The following is a 14,061-nucleotide window of genomic DNA, read 5'->3' as shown; positions in this document are numbered from 1 at the left end:
CTGCTACGGGCCCTTGATCTGCGCGGCGGCCGCGCAAGATATCCGTCACGCCGCCCGGACGGCGGTGCTCTCACGGAAAGGACAGACGGTGCGAAAGCGCGACCCCCTCCTTGCCCCCGATCCCGGCGCGCGGGACGGCGAGGCGCTCCTTTCCCCGCAGACCGACATCGTGCGCCTCGCCGCCGCCTTCATCGTCGCAGCGGTCCTCGTCGCCGCCCTCTATCTCGGCCGCGACGTGCTGCTGCCGCTCGCCGTCGCCTTCCTGATCGGCTTCGCGCTCAATCCCTTCGTCTCTTGGCTCGCCCGGCGCGGGCTGCCGCGCCTTCTCGCCGTCATCCTCGTCATGGTGACGGTGTTCGCCTTCATCGCCGGCCTCGGCGTGCTGCTCGCCACCCAGGTCCGCGCGCTCAGCACGGAGCTGCCGACCTACCAGACGACGATCCGCGAAAAGCTCTCCGACCTGCGCGCCGGCATGAAGGGGCCGGGCATGCTGGAGGGCGCGCTGGAGACGGTGGACGCGGTGCAGAAGGAGATGCTGGCCGAACCGGAGGAACCGGCCGCCGACGGGCCGCAGCGCGTCGAGATCGTCGGCGTCGCCAAGTCGCCCTTCGAGACCGCCTTCGAATGGCTGGTGCCGATGCTGGAGCCGCTGGCGACGGCGGGCATCGTCTTCGTCTTCGTGTTCCTGGCGCTGCTCGACCGCAGCGACCTGCGCGACCGGCTGCTCAGGCTGCTCGGCGGCAACCTGCACCGCTCCACCACGGCCATCGAGGAGGCCGGCACCCGCATCAGCAAGTATCTCCTGATGCAGCTCCTCGTGAACCTCACCTATGCCGTGCCGATGGCGCTCGGCCTCTGGCTGATCGGCGTGCCCGGCGCGCTGCTCTGGGGCACGGTCGCCGGCGTCATGCGCTTCATTCCCTATATCGGCCCGATGATATCGGCGGTCTTCCCGATCGCGCTCGCCTTCGCCGTCGATCCCGGCTGGTCCATGGTGCTCCTGACCGTCGGCCTCATCGTCGCGCTGGAGCTCGCCAGCAACAATGTGGTGGAGCCGATGCTCTACGGCACCAGCACGGGACTTTCGGCCATGTCGCTGATCGCCGCCGCCACCTTCTGGACGCTGCTGTGGGGGCCGGTCGGGCTGGTGCTGTCGACGCCGCTCACCGTCTGCCTGCTGGTGATCGGCCGCAACCTGCCGCAGCTGCAGTTCCTCGACACGCTGCTCGGCTCTTCGCCGGCCCTCGACGTGCCGACGCGCATCTACCAGCGGCTGCTAGCCGACGACCCGGAGGAGGCGATCGACATCGCCATCGACGAGATCGAGGCGTCCTCGCTCGTCGGTTTCTACAACGACACCGGAATGGCGGTGCTGCGCCTCGCCGGCGCCGACCACGGCGGCAACTCCACGGCCGAGCACCGGCTGCGCGTCGCCAACGGCATGGACGAGCTGCTGGACGACCTGCGCGAGGAATATCCGGCCGACGGTGTCGGGAAGGAAAGCCCGCGCGTCGTCTGCCTCGGCGGCAAGTGGCATATCGACGCCGTCGCCGCCGAGATGCTCGCCCATGCGCTGGCGCACGAGGGCATTCCGGCCGATTTCCACGCCGCCGGCGGCGTCTCGACCCGCCATGTCGCCAAGCTGGAGCTCGAAGGCGCCGACGTGGTCTGCCTCAGCTATTTCAGCCCGGCGCCGGCCGCCGCCGCCCGCCAGCTCTGCCGCCGGCTGCGCCACCGCTTCCCGCATCTGCGCATCGTGCTGGCGCTGTGGAACAGCCCGCCGGACCTGCTGAAGGACGGCGCGCACCGCGATCTCGGCGCCGATGCCGTCGTCGCCTCCGTCGACGAGGCGGTGCGGCGCATGCAGCACATGCTCTCCCCCGACGAAGGGCTGGCGGCGCGCACGGCGACCGAGCCGGAGAACGATCCCGGACGGATCGACGCGCTGCACGCGAGCGGCGTGCTCGCCGGCCATGCGCGGGAGGATCTCGACGCGCTCGCCAAGCGGGCGGCCGACGTCTTCGACGTGGGCTTCGCGGTGATTTCGGCGATCGACGCCGAGCGCGAGTTCATCATCGGCCAGAGCAAGGACCTGCCGGGCATGACGACCGCCGACGGCACCGTGGTCATGCCGCGCAAGCAGGCGGTCTGCGACCACGTGGTGGCGAGCGGCGAGATGCTGGTGGTGCCGGACACGGAGCGCGACCCGCGCTTCGCCGACCATCCGGCGATCACGCTGTGGAGCACCCGCTTCTACGCCGGCGCGCCGCTGAAGACGCCGGACGGCCACGTGCTGGGCGCGCTCTGCCTGCTCGACACGCGCCCGCACGCCCTGTCGGAGCGGGAGAAGGAGCTGCTCGGCATGCTGGCGGCCGACGTCGTCTCGGTCATCACCGGCGAGGAAGCGGGCGAGCCTGCGGGCAGGGAGGCCGCGTCCTCCCCCTCGGCGACCGTCGGCCAGAAGGTTCCGGAATGATCGGGTAGCGCCGGGCGGCGCCTCTCGCGCCGCCCGGCCGTTTCTCAGAAGTCTTCCCAGTCGGCGGCCGCGGCCGCCGCCATCTTGCCGGAGAAGGCGGACGCGACCTTGCGGCCGAGCGCGCGGGCGGGCGAGGCGACCGGCGCCTCGCCGCCCGACGCCGGCCGGAAGGCCGGTGCGGAGGCGGAAGCGAGCCTGAACTGGCCGAGCAGCTGGTTCAGCGACGTCACCTCGCGGGCGAGGCTGTGGCTCGCGGCCGTCGTCTCCTCCACCATCGCGACGTTCTTCTGCGTGTCCTGGTCCATCTGGTTGACGGCCGTGTTGATCTGCTGGAGGCCGGAGGACTGTTCCTGCGCCGCCTCGACGATCGCCGCGACGTTGCGGTCGATGTCCTGCACCTCGGCGACGATCGTCTCCAGCGCCCGGCCGGTCTCGCCGACGAGCTCGACGCCCTCCTGCACCTGCTCGTTCGAGGTCGTGATCAGCGCCTTGATCTCCTTGGCGGCATTGGCCGAGCGCTGGGCGAGCTCGCGCACCTCCTGGGCGACGACGGCGAAGCCCTTGCCGGCCTCGCCGGCGCGGGCCGCCTCGACGCCCGCGTTCAGCGCCAGGAGGTTCGTCTGGAAGGCGATCTCGTCGATGACGCCGATGATCTTGCCGATCTCGTCCGACGACGTCTCGATCCGCTCCATCGCGTTGATGGCGCGGCGCACCACGGCGCCGGACTGCTCGGCATCGTGGCGGGCCTGGGCGGCGAGCTGGCCGGCCTCCTGGGCACGCCTGGTCGAGTCCTTGACGGTCGTCGTGATCTCCTCCAGCGCCGCGGCGGTCTCCTCGACGGCGGCGGCCTGCTGCTCGGTGCGCTTGGCGAGGTCGTCGGCGGCCGCCTTGATCTCGTTGGCGCCGGCGTCGATGCCGCGCGCGTTCTCCGCGACGCGGGAGAGCGCCGACTGCAGCTTCTCGGCGGATGCGTTGAAGTCGCGGCGCACGCCGTCGAGCGCACCGGCAAACGTGGCCTCGATGCGCGAGGAGACGTCACCGTCCGACAGGCGGGAGAGGCCGGCGGCGAGGTTGTCGACGGCGAACTTGATGTCGGCCGCTTCGCGGGCACGCTGCTCCTCGCGCTCGATGCGCTCCTTCTCCGAGAGGCTGCGGTTGGCTTCGGCCTCCTGCTCCAGGCGGATGCGCGCGCGGGCGTTCTCCAGGAAGACGTCGACGGCCTTCGCCATCGCGCCTACCTCGTCGCCGCGGTCCATGCCGGGGATGCCCTCGTCGATCCCGCCCGCGGCAAGCGTGCGCATGCGCTCCTGCAGCCGGCCGATCGGCGCGGCGATGCCGCGGCTCGCCACCACGAGACCGCCGGCGAAGGCGGCGGCGATGGCCGCGACGATGCCGGCCAGCGAGAACAGGATCGTTTCCGAGTTGCGCGTCGAGATCTCCTCGACGCGCACGTCCAGCTCGTGGCGCAGCTCGTCGGTATAGGCGCGCAGCCGCTCGGTGAACGCGGCGCCGCGCTTGTCGAGCGAGACGGTCTTCTCGCGGAAGGTCTCGATCGGGCCGCTCCTGCTTTCCGCCGCGAGCCTGTTCAGGTCGGCCTCGATGGAGCGCATCTCGGCGACGAACGCGTCCAGGTCCGCGGTCTTTTCCGGAAACTGCGCCTTGGCCTCCTCCATGCGCGCATACATCTGCTCGGAATTGGCCTTCAGGTCGGCGACGGCGAAATCGTAGCTGGACGTTCCGGCACCGTGCACGCCGATGCGGTAGACGTCGTGGAAGAGCGTGACGAAGTTGCGGTCGGCGCGCGCGATCTGGCGCAACGCCGCGGCATCCTGCGTGATGAACTCCTTGTAAACCGCATCGCTCTCCCTGAAGCTCTGGGCCATGTAGGCCGCGCCGGCGAGCGCCAGCACGGAAACGCCGGCAATCACCGACAGGATTTTCGTCTTGATCTTGGTATTCGTCAGAAAGGACATGAGGCCTCTTCATCTCATCGGTAAGCGGCCGCGTCCGCGGATACGGACCGGCTCGTAAGGCAAGGGACATCGCGCACGGAAGCATCCGCTCATCGGATGCGGGGAGGATCGGCACGAGGACGGCCGCCCGGATGGAACCGCCGGAGGCCGTGATCATGCTGCGCAGCACAATTAGGCAGGCAAGGTAAACAAAACTCTATTTTCGCACCCCGGGCTCGGGGGGTGCGCCGGCTCTGGCCGGGCCTCGGCCGACGATTTTCGCCGATAATCTTTGACCTCCGCCGGAACCGGCTATATCGAGACAAAAACGCAAATGGCGGACGAGAACGGCCGATGAAATTTCTGGACGAAGCGAAGGTCTATATCCGGTCCGGCGACGGCGGCGCGGGCGCGGTGTCGTTCCGGCGCGAGAAGTTCATCGAGTTCGGCGGCCCGGACGGCGGCGACGGCGGGCGCGGCGGCGACGTCTGGGTGGAGGCGGTCAACGGCCTCAACACGCTGATCGACTTCCGCTACCAGCAGCATTTCAAGGCCTCGACCGGCATGCACGGCATGGGCCGCAACCGCACCGGCGCGAACGGCCAGAGCGTGACGCTGAAGGTGCCGGTCGGCACACAGATCTTCGAGGAGGACAACGAGACGCTGATCGTCGACCTCGTCGCCGAGGGCCAGCGCTTCCGGCTCGCCGCCGGCGGCAACGGCGGCTTCGGCAATGCCCATTTCAAGTCCTCGACCAACCAGGCGCCGAACTGGGCCAACCCGGGCCTTGCCGGCGAGGAGAAGACGATCTGGCTGCGGCTGAAGCTGATCGCCGACGCCGGCCTCGTCGGCCTGCCGAATGCCGGCAAGTCGACCTTCCTCGCCACCTGCACGCGCGCCCGGCCGAAGATCGCCAACTATCCCTTCACGACACTGCACCCGAACCTCGGCGTGGCCACCATCGACGGCCAGGAATTCATCCTCGCCGACATCCCCGGCCTGATCGAGGGCGCGCACGACGGCATCGGCCTCGGCGACCGCTTCCTCGGCCATGTCGAGCGCACCCGCGTGCTGCTCCACCTCGTCTCCGCCCAGGAGGAGGACGTCGCGAAGGCGTACAGGACGGTGAAGCACGAACTGGAGGCCTATGGCGGCGGGCTTGAGGACAAGCCGGAGATCGTCGCGCTGTCGCAGATCGACACCGTCGACGCGGAGACGCTGAAGAAGAAGGTCAAGGCGCTGGCGAAGGCCTGCGGCCGCACGCCGTTCCAGCTGTCCGCCGCGGCGCATACCGGCATGACGGAAACGCTGAGGGCGCTGCGCGACGTCATCGTCGCGGCGAGAAACGGCGACTGACCATGACGAAAAGCCGCAAGCCGCTCGGGAAATACCGCCGGATCGTCATCAAGATCGGCTCGGCGCTCCTCGTCGACCGGGCGGCCGGCCTGAAGAAGGCCTGGCTCGACGCGCTCTCGGCCGACATCGCCGCACTTCGCGCCGGCGGCACGGAGGTGCTGGTCGTCTCCTCGGGCGCGATCGCGCTCGGCCGCTCGGTTCTGAAGGTGCCGTCGGGCGCGCTGAAGCTGGAGGAAAGCCAGGCGGCCGCGGCCGTCGGCCAGATCGCGCTCGCCCGCGCCTGGTCGGAGAGCCTGTCGGCGGACGGCATCGTCGCCGGGCAGATCCTGCTCACCCTCGGCGACACCGAGGAGCGGCGGCGCTACCTCAACGCGCGCGCGACGATCAGCCAGCTCCTGAAGCTCGGCGCCGTGCCGATCATCAACGAGAACGACACCGTCGCCACGACCGAGATCCGCTACGGCGACAACGACCGGCTCGCCGCCCGGGTCGCGACGATGACGGGCGCCGACCTGCTCGTGCTGCTCTCCGACATCGACGGCCTCTATACCGCGCCGCCGCATCTCGACCCTTCCGCCCGCTTCCTCGAAACCATCGACGCCATCACGCCGGAGATCGAGGCGATGGCCGGCGGTGCGGCCTCCGAACTGTCGCGCGGCGGCATGCGCACGAAGATCGACGCCGGCAAGATCGCCACCGGCGCCGGCTGTGCCATGATCATCGCCTCGGGCAAGATCGACCGGCCGCTGTCGGCGATCGAGAACGGCGCCCGCTCCTCCTGGTTCGCCCCCTCCGGCTCCCCCGTCACCGCGCGAAAGACGTGGATCGCCGGGCAGTTGCAGCCGGCCGGCCGGCTGGAGATCGACGCGGGCGCGGAAAGCGCGCTTTCCTCCGGCAAGAGCCTGCTTCCGGCCGGCGTCCGCGCCGTTTCCGGCACGTTCTCGCGCGGCGATACCGTCTCGATCATCGGCACCGGCGGGCGCGAGATCGCCCGCGGGCTCGTGGGCTACGATGCCGACGAGGCGCGGCTGATCGCCGGCAAGAAATCCGCCGAGATCGCCGAAATCCTCGGCTATGCCGGCCGCGCCGCCATGGTGCACCGCGACGACCTCGTCGTGACCGGACGTGCCGCCACGGCAGAGAAGGACGTCGCCCATGCTTGACCAGACCGATATCGACGGCCTGATGGCCGAAATCGGCCGCAATGCGCGCGCCGCCGCCCGGCCGCTGGCGATCGCGACGGCCGAACGGAAGAACCGTGCGCTGGAGGCGATGGCCGCGGAGATCCTCGCGGGCAGCGAGGCGATCCTCGCCGCCAACGCCATCGACCTCGAAAACGCCCGCGAGAGCGGCGTCGCCGCGTCCTTCCTCGACCGGCTGACGCTGACGCCGGAGCGCATCGCGGCGATCGCCGCCGCCATCCGCGACATCGCGGCGCTCCCCGATCCGGTTGGCGGCGTGATCGCCGCCTGGGACCGGCCGAACGGCCTGCATATCGAGCGCGTGCGCACGCCGCTCGGCGTCATCGGCGTCATCTACGAGAGCCGGCCGAACGTGACGGCGGATGCCGGCGCGCTCTGCCTCAAGGCCGGCAATGCCGTGATTCTCCGCGGCGGGTCGGACAGCGTGCATTCATCGCAGGCTATCCATTCCTGCCTCGTCGCCGGGCTCAAGGCCGCCGGCCTGCCGGAACACGCGATCCAGTACGTCCCGGTGACGGACCGCGCCGCCGTCGGCGCCATGCTCTCGGGGCTGAACGGCGCGATCGACGTCATCGTCCCGCGCGGCGGCAAGAGCCTCGTCGCCCGCGTGCAGAGCGAGGCGCGCGTGCCGGTCTTCGCCCATCTCGAAGGCCTCTGCCACGTCTATGTCGACGCCTCCGCCGATCTCGCCATGGCGACGAACGTCGTCGTCAACGCCAAGATGCGCCGCACCGGCATCTGCGGTGCGGCCGAGACGCTGCTCGTCGACCGCGCCGTCGCCGGCACCCATCTCGCCCCCCTCGTCGAAGCGTTGCAGGCGGCCGGCTGCGAGGTGCGCGCGACGGAGGAGATCCGCGCCCTGATCCCCGGCCTCGTCCCCGCGAACGAGGCGGACTGGTCGACGGAATATCTCGACGCCATCATCGCCGTCAGCCTGGTCGACGGCATTTCCGGCGCGATCGCCCATATCAACCGCTGGTCCTCCTCCCACACGGAAGCGGTGATCGCCGAGGATCCGGCGGTGGTGGAGCGCTTCTTCAACGAGATCGACTCGGCGATCCTGCTGCACAACGCCTCGACGCAGTTCGCCGACGGCGGCGAATTCGGCATGGGCGGCGAGATCGGGATTGCCACCGGCAAGATGCACGCGCGCGGCCCCGTCGGCGTCGAGCAGCTCACCTCCTTCAAGTACCGGGTGCGCGGCACCGGACAGGTGCGGCCCTGACGTGACGACGGACGATGTCGCCGAGCGCTATCTCAAGATGCCCCATGTGGAGAAGGGCATGGCGGTCGGCCTGTTCGGCGGCTCGTTCAACCCGCCGCACGAGGGCCATGCGCTGGTCGCCGAGACGGCGCTGCGCCGTCTCGGCCTCGACCAGCTCTGGTGGATGGTGACCCCCGGCAATCCGCTGAAGAGCCACCGCGAGCTCGCGCCGCTTGCCGAGCGCATCCGCTGGAGCGAGGCGATCGCCCCGGACCCGCGCATCAAGGTGACGGCCTTCGAGAAGCGGCTCGGCCAGAACTACACGGCGAAGACGCTGGAGCGCGTGCGGGCGCTCAACCGCGGCATCCGCTTCGTCTGGGTCATGGGCGCGGACAATCTCGCGACCTTCCACCACTGGCAGAACTGGCGGAAGATCGCCACGACCTTCCCGATCGCCGTGGTCGACCGGCCGGGCTCGACGCTCGCCTATCTCTCCTCCCGCATGGCCAAGACCTTCGACCATGCACGCGTCGACGAGGAGCACGCGAGAAGCCTTCCCGGCCGCCCCGCGCCCGCCTGGACCTTCATCCACGGCCCCCGCTCGGCGGCGAGCTCCACCGCGCTGCGCCGCCGCGCGGCGATGGAGAAAGTGATCCCTCAGAAGTGACGTCTTGAAACGGGCACCCGTTGATGCCACCTTTTACGGTGTGCCGGCGCTCTTTGCCGGTGCGAGACGTGCTTGTCCTGTTACACGGAAAGGAACGAACCTGACAACAGTGCACGCGAAGGGAAGCGCCCAGAGCGCCTTCTCGAAAAGCCCGGGACGTGGCGACGATGCCGCCGACCGAGCCCTTCAACTGGTCCTCGCAAGCCTCGAGGACTCCAAGGCGGAAGATATCGTCACCATCGACATTGCCGGCAAATCGGCGCTGGGCGACTACATGGTGGTCGTATCCGGACGCTCCAACCGTCACGTCATGGCGATCGCCGACCATCTCATCTCCGACCTCAAGGACGAAGGCCTGGGCAATGCCCGCGTCGAGGGTCTCGAAGGCGGCGACTGGGTGCTGATCGACACGGGCGACATCATCGTCCACGTCTTCCGGCCGGAAGTGCGGGAGTTCTACAACATCGAACGGATGTGGGCGGCTCCCGAGATCGAGGACGGAACCGTCCACTGAGACGGAAACCGCGCGGCCTCCGCGCGAAGACGAGCGGACGGAGCGGGCGATGCGGATCGGTCTTTTTGCGGTGGGTCGGCTGAAGGCCGGCCCCGAGAAGGAGCTCGCGGCCCGCTATCTCGACCGCTTCGCCAAGGCCGGCCCCGCCGTCGGCCTCGATCTCGGAAGGATTTCCGAGGTGGCCGAAAGCCGCGCCGGCAATGCCGAGACGCGCAAGCGCGAAGAGGCGGCGATGCTGGAGAAGGCGCTGCCGGAAGGCGGCGTGCTGGTCCTGCTCGATGAGCGCGGCAAGGCGCTCGATTCCCCCGCCTTCGCCGACCTGCTCGCGGGCTTCCGCGACGCCGGCAAGCGCGACCTCGTGATCGCCGTCGGCGGCGCCGACGGGCTCGACCCCGCGCTCCGCGACCGCGCCGACGCGATTCTCTGCCTCGGCCGGCTCACCTGGCCGCACCAGCTCGTGCGCATCCTGATCGCCGAGCAGCTCTACCGCGCCGTCACCATCCTCTCCGGCCATCCCTACCACCGCGTCTGAGACGATACCGTCGCGCAAGGCTCAAGCCGTATTTTCGGCGCGGTTTCTTGGCGATATGGAAGACTTCGGCAGAATGGGGAAGGAACGGACGTCCTGGACGCGATGAGGAGAGCCGGCAGATCCAATCCGGGACGGGGCGTCGGCCGCCTGTTGCGGCGGGCGGTGCTGGCCGTCCTGCTCCTGCCGGCGCCGCTTTCCGCCGAGCCCGGCGTCGCCCTGGAAAAGACCGCCTCGCTGCCGAAGGTCGAGCCCGATCCCGCCGCTGCGCTGGCCTTGCGCCGCGACAGCACCCGGCGCGAGCTGGAGGCGCTGTCGCAGACGATCACGCTGTCGACGGAGCGGGCGAAGGAGCTGGAGGCCGAGATCGCCGTGCTGGAGAAGACGCGCCAGGACCTGCGCGAGGCGATCGTCAGGTCCGCCGCCGTCCGCAAGGAAATGGAGGGGAAGATCCTCGACGGCGAGAAGCGCCTGGAGGGCATGCGTGCGGAGGAGGATGCCGTGCGCGCCTCGCTGCACGAGCGGCGCGGCCTGCTCGCCGAGGTGCTGGCGGCGCTGCAGCGCATGGGCCGCAACCCGCCGCCTGCGCTCCTCGTCAAGCCCGAGGATGCGCTCTCCTCCGTGCGCAGCGCCATCCTGCTCGGCGCCGTCGTGCCCGGCATCCGCAGCGAGACGGAGGAGCTCGCCGCCGACCTCACGGCGCTCTCCGACGTGCGCCGGCAGATCGAGGCGGAGAAGGCCGATCTCGCCTCCGCCATGCGCCTGCGCATCGAGGAGGAGAAGCGCTCCGAGCTCCTGATCGCCCGCAACGAGGCGCTCAAGGAGACGAACAGCCGCACGCTCGCCGCCGAACGCCGCCGCGCCGAGGAGCTCGCCGCCCGCGCCGGAAGCCTCGAGGGCCTGATCGGCAGCCTGGAGCGCGAGATCGGCTCGGTGCGCGATGCCGCGGCACTCGCGCGCGCCAGGGAAGAGGAGCGGCGCAACCAGAGCGAGGCCGAGCGCGAGAGGGCGAGGGCGCTCGCCCAGAGCGGCGTGCCCGACAAAAACCGCATTGCTCCGGCATATCCGTTCCAGGAACTGCACGAGAAGCTCGACTATCCGGTGGCCGGCGACGTGCTGCGCCGATTCGGCGACGCCGACGGCACGGGCCACGAATCGCAAGGGGTGATCCTCGCCGCCAATCCCGGCGCGCTCGTGACCGCCCCCGCCGACGGATGGATCGTCTTCGCCGGCACGTTCCGCAGTTACGGCCGCATGATCATCCTCAACGCCGGGGACGGCTTTCACCTCGTCCTGTCCGGCATGGACCGGGTGAACGTGCGGGAAGGGCAGTTCGTCGTCGCCGGCGAGCCGCTCGCCGTGATGGGTGAGAAAAGGGTGGCGAGTGTCAACGCCTTGACGCTGGAAACGGACAAGCCGACACTTTACATTGAGTTCCGAAAGAATGGAAAACCGGTTGATTCCCGGCCCTGGTGGTCCGCGAAAGACTCTGGAAAGGCACGCAATGATTCGTAGGGCTTCACTTGTTCTCGTCGGCGCACTGATGGGTGCGACGGCCATGAGCGTCATCAACACGGCGACCCTGCCTGCGGAGGCCGCCGGTTCGTCGACCTACCGCGAGCTGTCGATCTTCGGCGACGTCTTCGAGCGCGTGCGCGCGCAATACGTGACGCCGCCCAAGGAGGACCAGCTGATCGAGAACGCCATCAACGGCATGCTGACCTCGCTCGATCCGCACTCCTCCTACATGAACGCCAAGGACGCCGAGGACATGCGCACGCAGACGCGCGGCGAATTCGGCGGGCTGGGCATCGAGGTGACGATGGAGGACGAGCTCGTCAAGGTCATCGCGCCGATCGACGACACGCCCGCCGCCCGCGCCGGCGTGCTCGCCGGCGACTTCATTTCCAAGATCGACGGCAAGGACGTGCGCGGCCTGAAGCTGGAAGAGGCGGTCGAGAAGATGCGCGGCGCGGTCAACACGCCGATCAAGCTGACGCTGATCCGCAAGGGCGCCGACAAGCCGATCGAGCTGACGATCATGCGCGACATCATCGCCGTCAAGGCGGTGAAGTTCCGCGTCGAGAACGACGTCGGCTACCTGCGCGTCCTCTCCTTCACGGAGAAGACCTACGACGACTTGGAAAACGCCTTCGCCAAGATCAAGGAAGAGGTGCCGGCCGACAAGCTGAAGGGCTACGTGCTGGATCTCCGCCTCAACCCCGGCGGCCTGCTCGACCAGGCGATCAACGTCTCCGACGCCTTCCTGGAGCGCGGCGAGGTGGTCTCCACCCGCGGCCGCAACGAGGACGAGACGCGCCGCTTCAACGCCTCGCCGGGCGACCTCTCCGACGGCAAGCCGGTGGTCGTGATGATCAACGGCGGCTCGGCCTCGGCCTCGGAGATCGTCGCCGGCGCGCTGCAGGACCTGCGCCGCGCCACCGTGCTCGGCACGCGTTCCTTCGGCAAGGGCTCGGTGCAGACCATCATCCCGATGGGCGAGGCCGGCGCGCTGCGCCTGACGACGGCGCTCTACTACACGCCGTCGGGCAAGTCGATCCAGGGCACGGGCATCACGCCCGACATCATCGTCGACCAGCCGCTGCCGCCCGAATTGCAGGGCAAGCTGGAGGCCGCCGGCGAATCCAACCTGCGCGGGCACATCCAGGGCCAGAACGAGACGGAGGAAGGGTCCGGTTCGGCCGCCTACGTGCCGCCGGAGGCCAAGGACGACCTGCAGCTTCAATACGCGCTGCAGCTCCTGCGCGGCGAGAAGACCGATCCGTCCTTCCCCGCCAGTCCGGAAAAGGCGGAACTGAAGCAGTAACCTCCGTCCGGGCTCCCGGTCGCCGGGGGCCCGGATGCCTTTCGTTTCACGCAATTCCGGACAAACCGCTACACATTTTTGCTGGAATTGCCGCAGCATATCCGGCGGGCCGCGAGCGACCTTGGGCACTGACATTCACGCACCACTCGGCCGGGACCGCAAGGCGAGGCCGGATCCGGCGGGACCGTCGCGGTTCTCCGCCGGAACGGTCTTTTCCGCGCTCGCGGCGGTCGGGCTGCTCGCCTTCTCCGGCTGGACGGCGCTTGCGCCGAGCGGCCTCAGCCATGCGCCCCCGACGGTGCCCGCCGAGGAGGCCGCCACCGACGGCGACACGGCCGTCGCCGGCCGGGCGCCGGCGGAAAGGGATGGCGTGCGGCGCGAGAAGGGCCTGTCCGGCGCCCGCGTTTCCGAGACGATGACCGACGACGGCAGCGTGGTGCGCACCTTCACCCCCGGCACGCGCGACGGCAAGGGCCCGCTGATCCTGGAGGCGAGCCGCATCGGCCAGGACGCGCGCTCGGCCGCCTTCCCCAACGAGGACCTGCTGGAGGAGACGCCGGAGGGCAGGATCCCCGTCATCGGCCTCGACGGCACGCGGCCGATGGACCAGTACGCCCGGCCCTGGTCCGGCGCGCGCGGCACGCGCATCGCCATCGTCGTCGGCGGCCTCGGCCTCAGCCAGACCGGCACGCAGCGGGCGATCCGCGAGCTGCCGGGCGAGGTGACGCTCGCCTTCGCCGCCAGCGGCAACAGCCTCGCGCGCTGGATGCAGGATGCGCGCCGCGACGGCCACGAGATTCTGCTGCAGATGCCCATGGAGCCGTTCGACTATCCGCAGAACGATCCCGGCCCCTATACGTTGCGCACCGACACCGGCCGGCAGAAGACCATCGCCGACCTCCATCGCGCCATGGCGCGGATCACCAACTATACCGGCATCGTCAATTTCATGGGCGGCCGCTTCCTCGCCGACGCCGACGCGCTGGAGCCGGTGATGCGCGACATCGCCGGCCGCGGCCTCCTCTTCCTCGACGACGGCAGCTCGGCGCAGTCGCTCTCCGGCACGATCGCCGGCGCCATCGAGGCACCGCATGCCTTCGCCGACCTGCAGCTCGACGGCGAGCTCGCCCGCGAGGCGATCCTGAGGAAGCTCGACGAGCTGGAGCGCATCGCGCGGCGCAACGGCACGGCGATCGGCATCGCCTCGGCCTTCGACGAAAGCGTGGACGCGATCCGCGAATGGTGCGAAGAAGCGGGCGGGCGCGGCATCGAGATCGTCGGCGTCGCCTCGCTTGCCGGCATGCCCGCCGGACAATAGCTTTTCCGGGGAATTT

General features: G+C 69.7%; 11 protein-coding genes. 10 read left to right on the top strand and 1 reads right to left on the bottom strand.

Annotated features, from left to right (window positions below; translation table 11 throughout):
- The first annotated feature begins 88 nt into the window (after positions 1-88).
- The gene (locus tag NNZ72_RS03415; RefSeq protein WP_257312760.1) at positions 89-2,476 is read left to right on the top strand and encodes an AI-2E family transporter; all 2,388 of its coding nucleotides are present in this window, start codon (positions 89-91) and stop codon (positions 2,474-2,476) included.
- Between the two features lie 44 nt (positions 2,477-2,520).
- On the opposite strand, the gene NNZ72_RS03410 is transcribed toward NNZ72_RS03415, so the two are convergent.
- Entirely contained in the window at positions 2,521-4,449 is a 1,929-nt protein-coding gene (locus NNZ72_RS03410) for a methyl-accepting chemotaxis protein (RefSeq protein WP_257312757.1), read from the bottom strand.
- Positions 4,450-4,782: 333 nt separating this feature from the next.
- Here NNZ72_RS03410 and obgE point away from each other — a divergent pair, with 333 nt between their 5' ends.
- The 9 genes from obgE to NNZ72_RS03365 all read left to right on the top strand — a co-directional run bounded on the left by obgE (position 4,783) and on the right by NNZ72_RS03365 (position 14,045).
- Positions 4,783-5,784, top strand: coding sequence for a GTPase ObgE (obgE, locus tag NNZ72_RS03405; protein ID WP_257312754.1), 1,002 nt, complete (start codon positions 4,783-4,785; stop codon positions 5,782-5,784).
- 2 nt (positions 5,785-5,786) lie between these two features.
- Positions 5,787-6,947, top strand: a complete 1,161-nt coding sequence (gene proB, locus NNZ72_RS03400; protein ID WP_257312752.1) for a glutamate 5-kinase — start codon at positions 5,787-5,789, stop codon at positions 6,945-6,947.
- Positions 6,940-8,211, top strand: coding sequence for a glutamate-5-semialdehyde dehydrogenase (locus NNZ72_RS03395; protein WP_257312749.1), 1,272 nt, complete (start codon positions 6,940-6,942; stop codon positions 8,209-8,211). Before proB ends, NNZ72_RS03395 begins: the two co-directional genes overlap by 8 nt.
- Before the next feature lie 37 nt (positions 8,212-8,248).
- Positions 8,249-8,857 carry a nicotinate-nucleotide adenylyltransferase gene (locus NNZ72_RS03390; protein ID WP_257313111.1) on the top strand — a complete coding sequence of 203 codons (609 nt, stop codon included), beginning with the start codon at positions 8,249-8,251 and terminating at the stop codon, positions 8,855-8,857.
- Between the two features lie 40 nt (positions 8,858-8,897).
- Positions 8,898-9,371: a ribosome silencing factor gene (rsfS, locus tag NNZ72_RS03385; protein WP_257313109.1), complete on the top strand. Its 474-nt coding sequence runs from the start codon at positions 8,898-8,900 to the stop codon at positions 9,369-9,371.
- 49 nt (positions 9,372-9,420) lie between these two features.
- Positions 9,421-9,903 carry a 23S rRNA (pseudouridine(1915)-N(3))-methyltransferase RlmH gene (gene rlmH / locus NNZ72_RS03380; RefSeq protein ID WP_257312745.1) on the top strand — a complete coding sequence of 161 codons (483 nt, stop codon included), beginning with the start codon at positions 9,421-9,423 and terminating at the stop codon, positions 9,901-9,903.
- Positions 9,904-10,005: 102 nt separating this feature from the next.
- A complete protein-coding gene (locus NNZ72_RS03375) occupies positions 10,006-11,415 on the top strand; it encodes a murein hydrolase activator EnvC family protein (protein ID WP_371747685.1) in 1,410 nt (469 codons plus the stop codon).
- Positions 11,405-12,727 carry a S41 family peptidase gene (locus NNZ72_RS03370; protein WP_257312742.1) on the top strand — a complete coding sequence of 441 codons (1,323 nt, stop codon included), beginning with the start codon at positions 11,405-11,407 and terminating at the stop codon, positions 12,725-12,727. Before NNZ72_RS03375 ends, NNZ72_RS03370 begins: the two co-directional genes overlap by 11 nt.
- 121 nt (positions 12,728-12,848) lie before the next feature.
- Complete coding sequence (locus tag NNZ72_RS03365) at positions 12,849-14,045, top strand: divergent polysaccharide deacetylase family protein (RefSeq protein ID WP_257312738.1); 1,197 nt, start codon at positions 12,849-12,851, stop codon at positions 14,043-14,045.
- Positions 14,046-14,061 lie beyond the last annotated feature (16 nt).

The organism is Shinella pollutisoli, assembly GCF_024609765.1.
In the GTDB taxonomy this organism is placed as follows: domain Bacteria; phylum Pseudomonadota; class Alphaproteobacteria; order Rhizobiales; family Rhizobiaceae; genus Shinella; species Shinella pollutisoli.
Note: the sequence above shows the minus strand (reverse complement) of the source record. Positions and strands in the feature narration are given on the sequence as shown.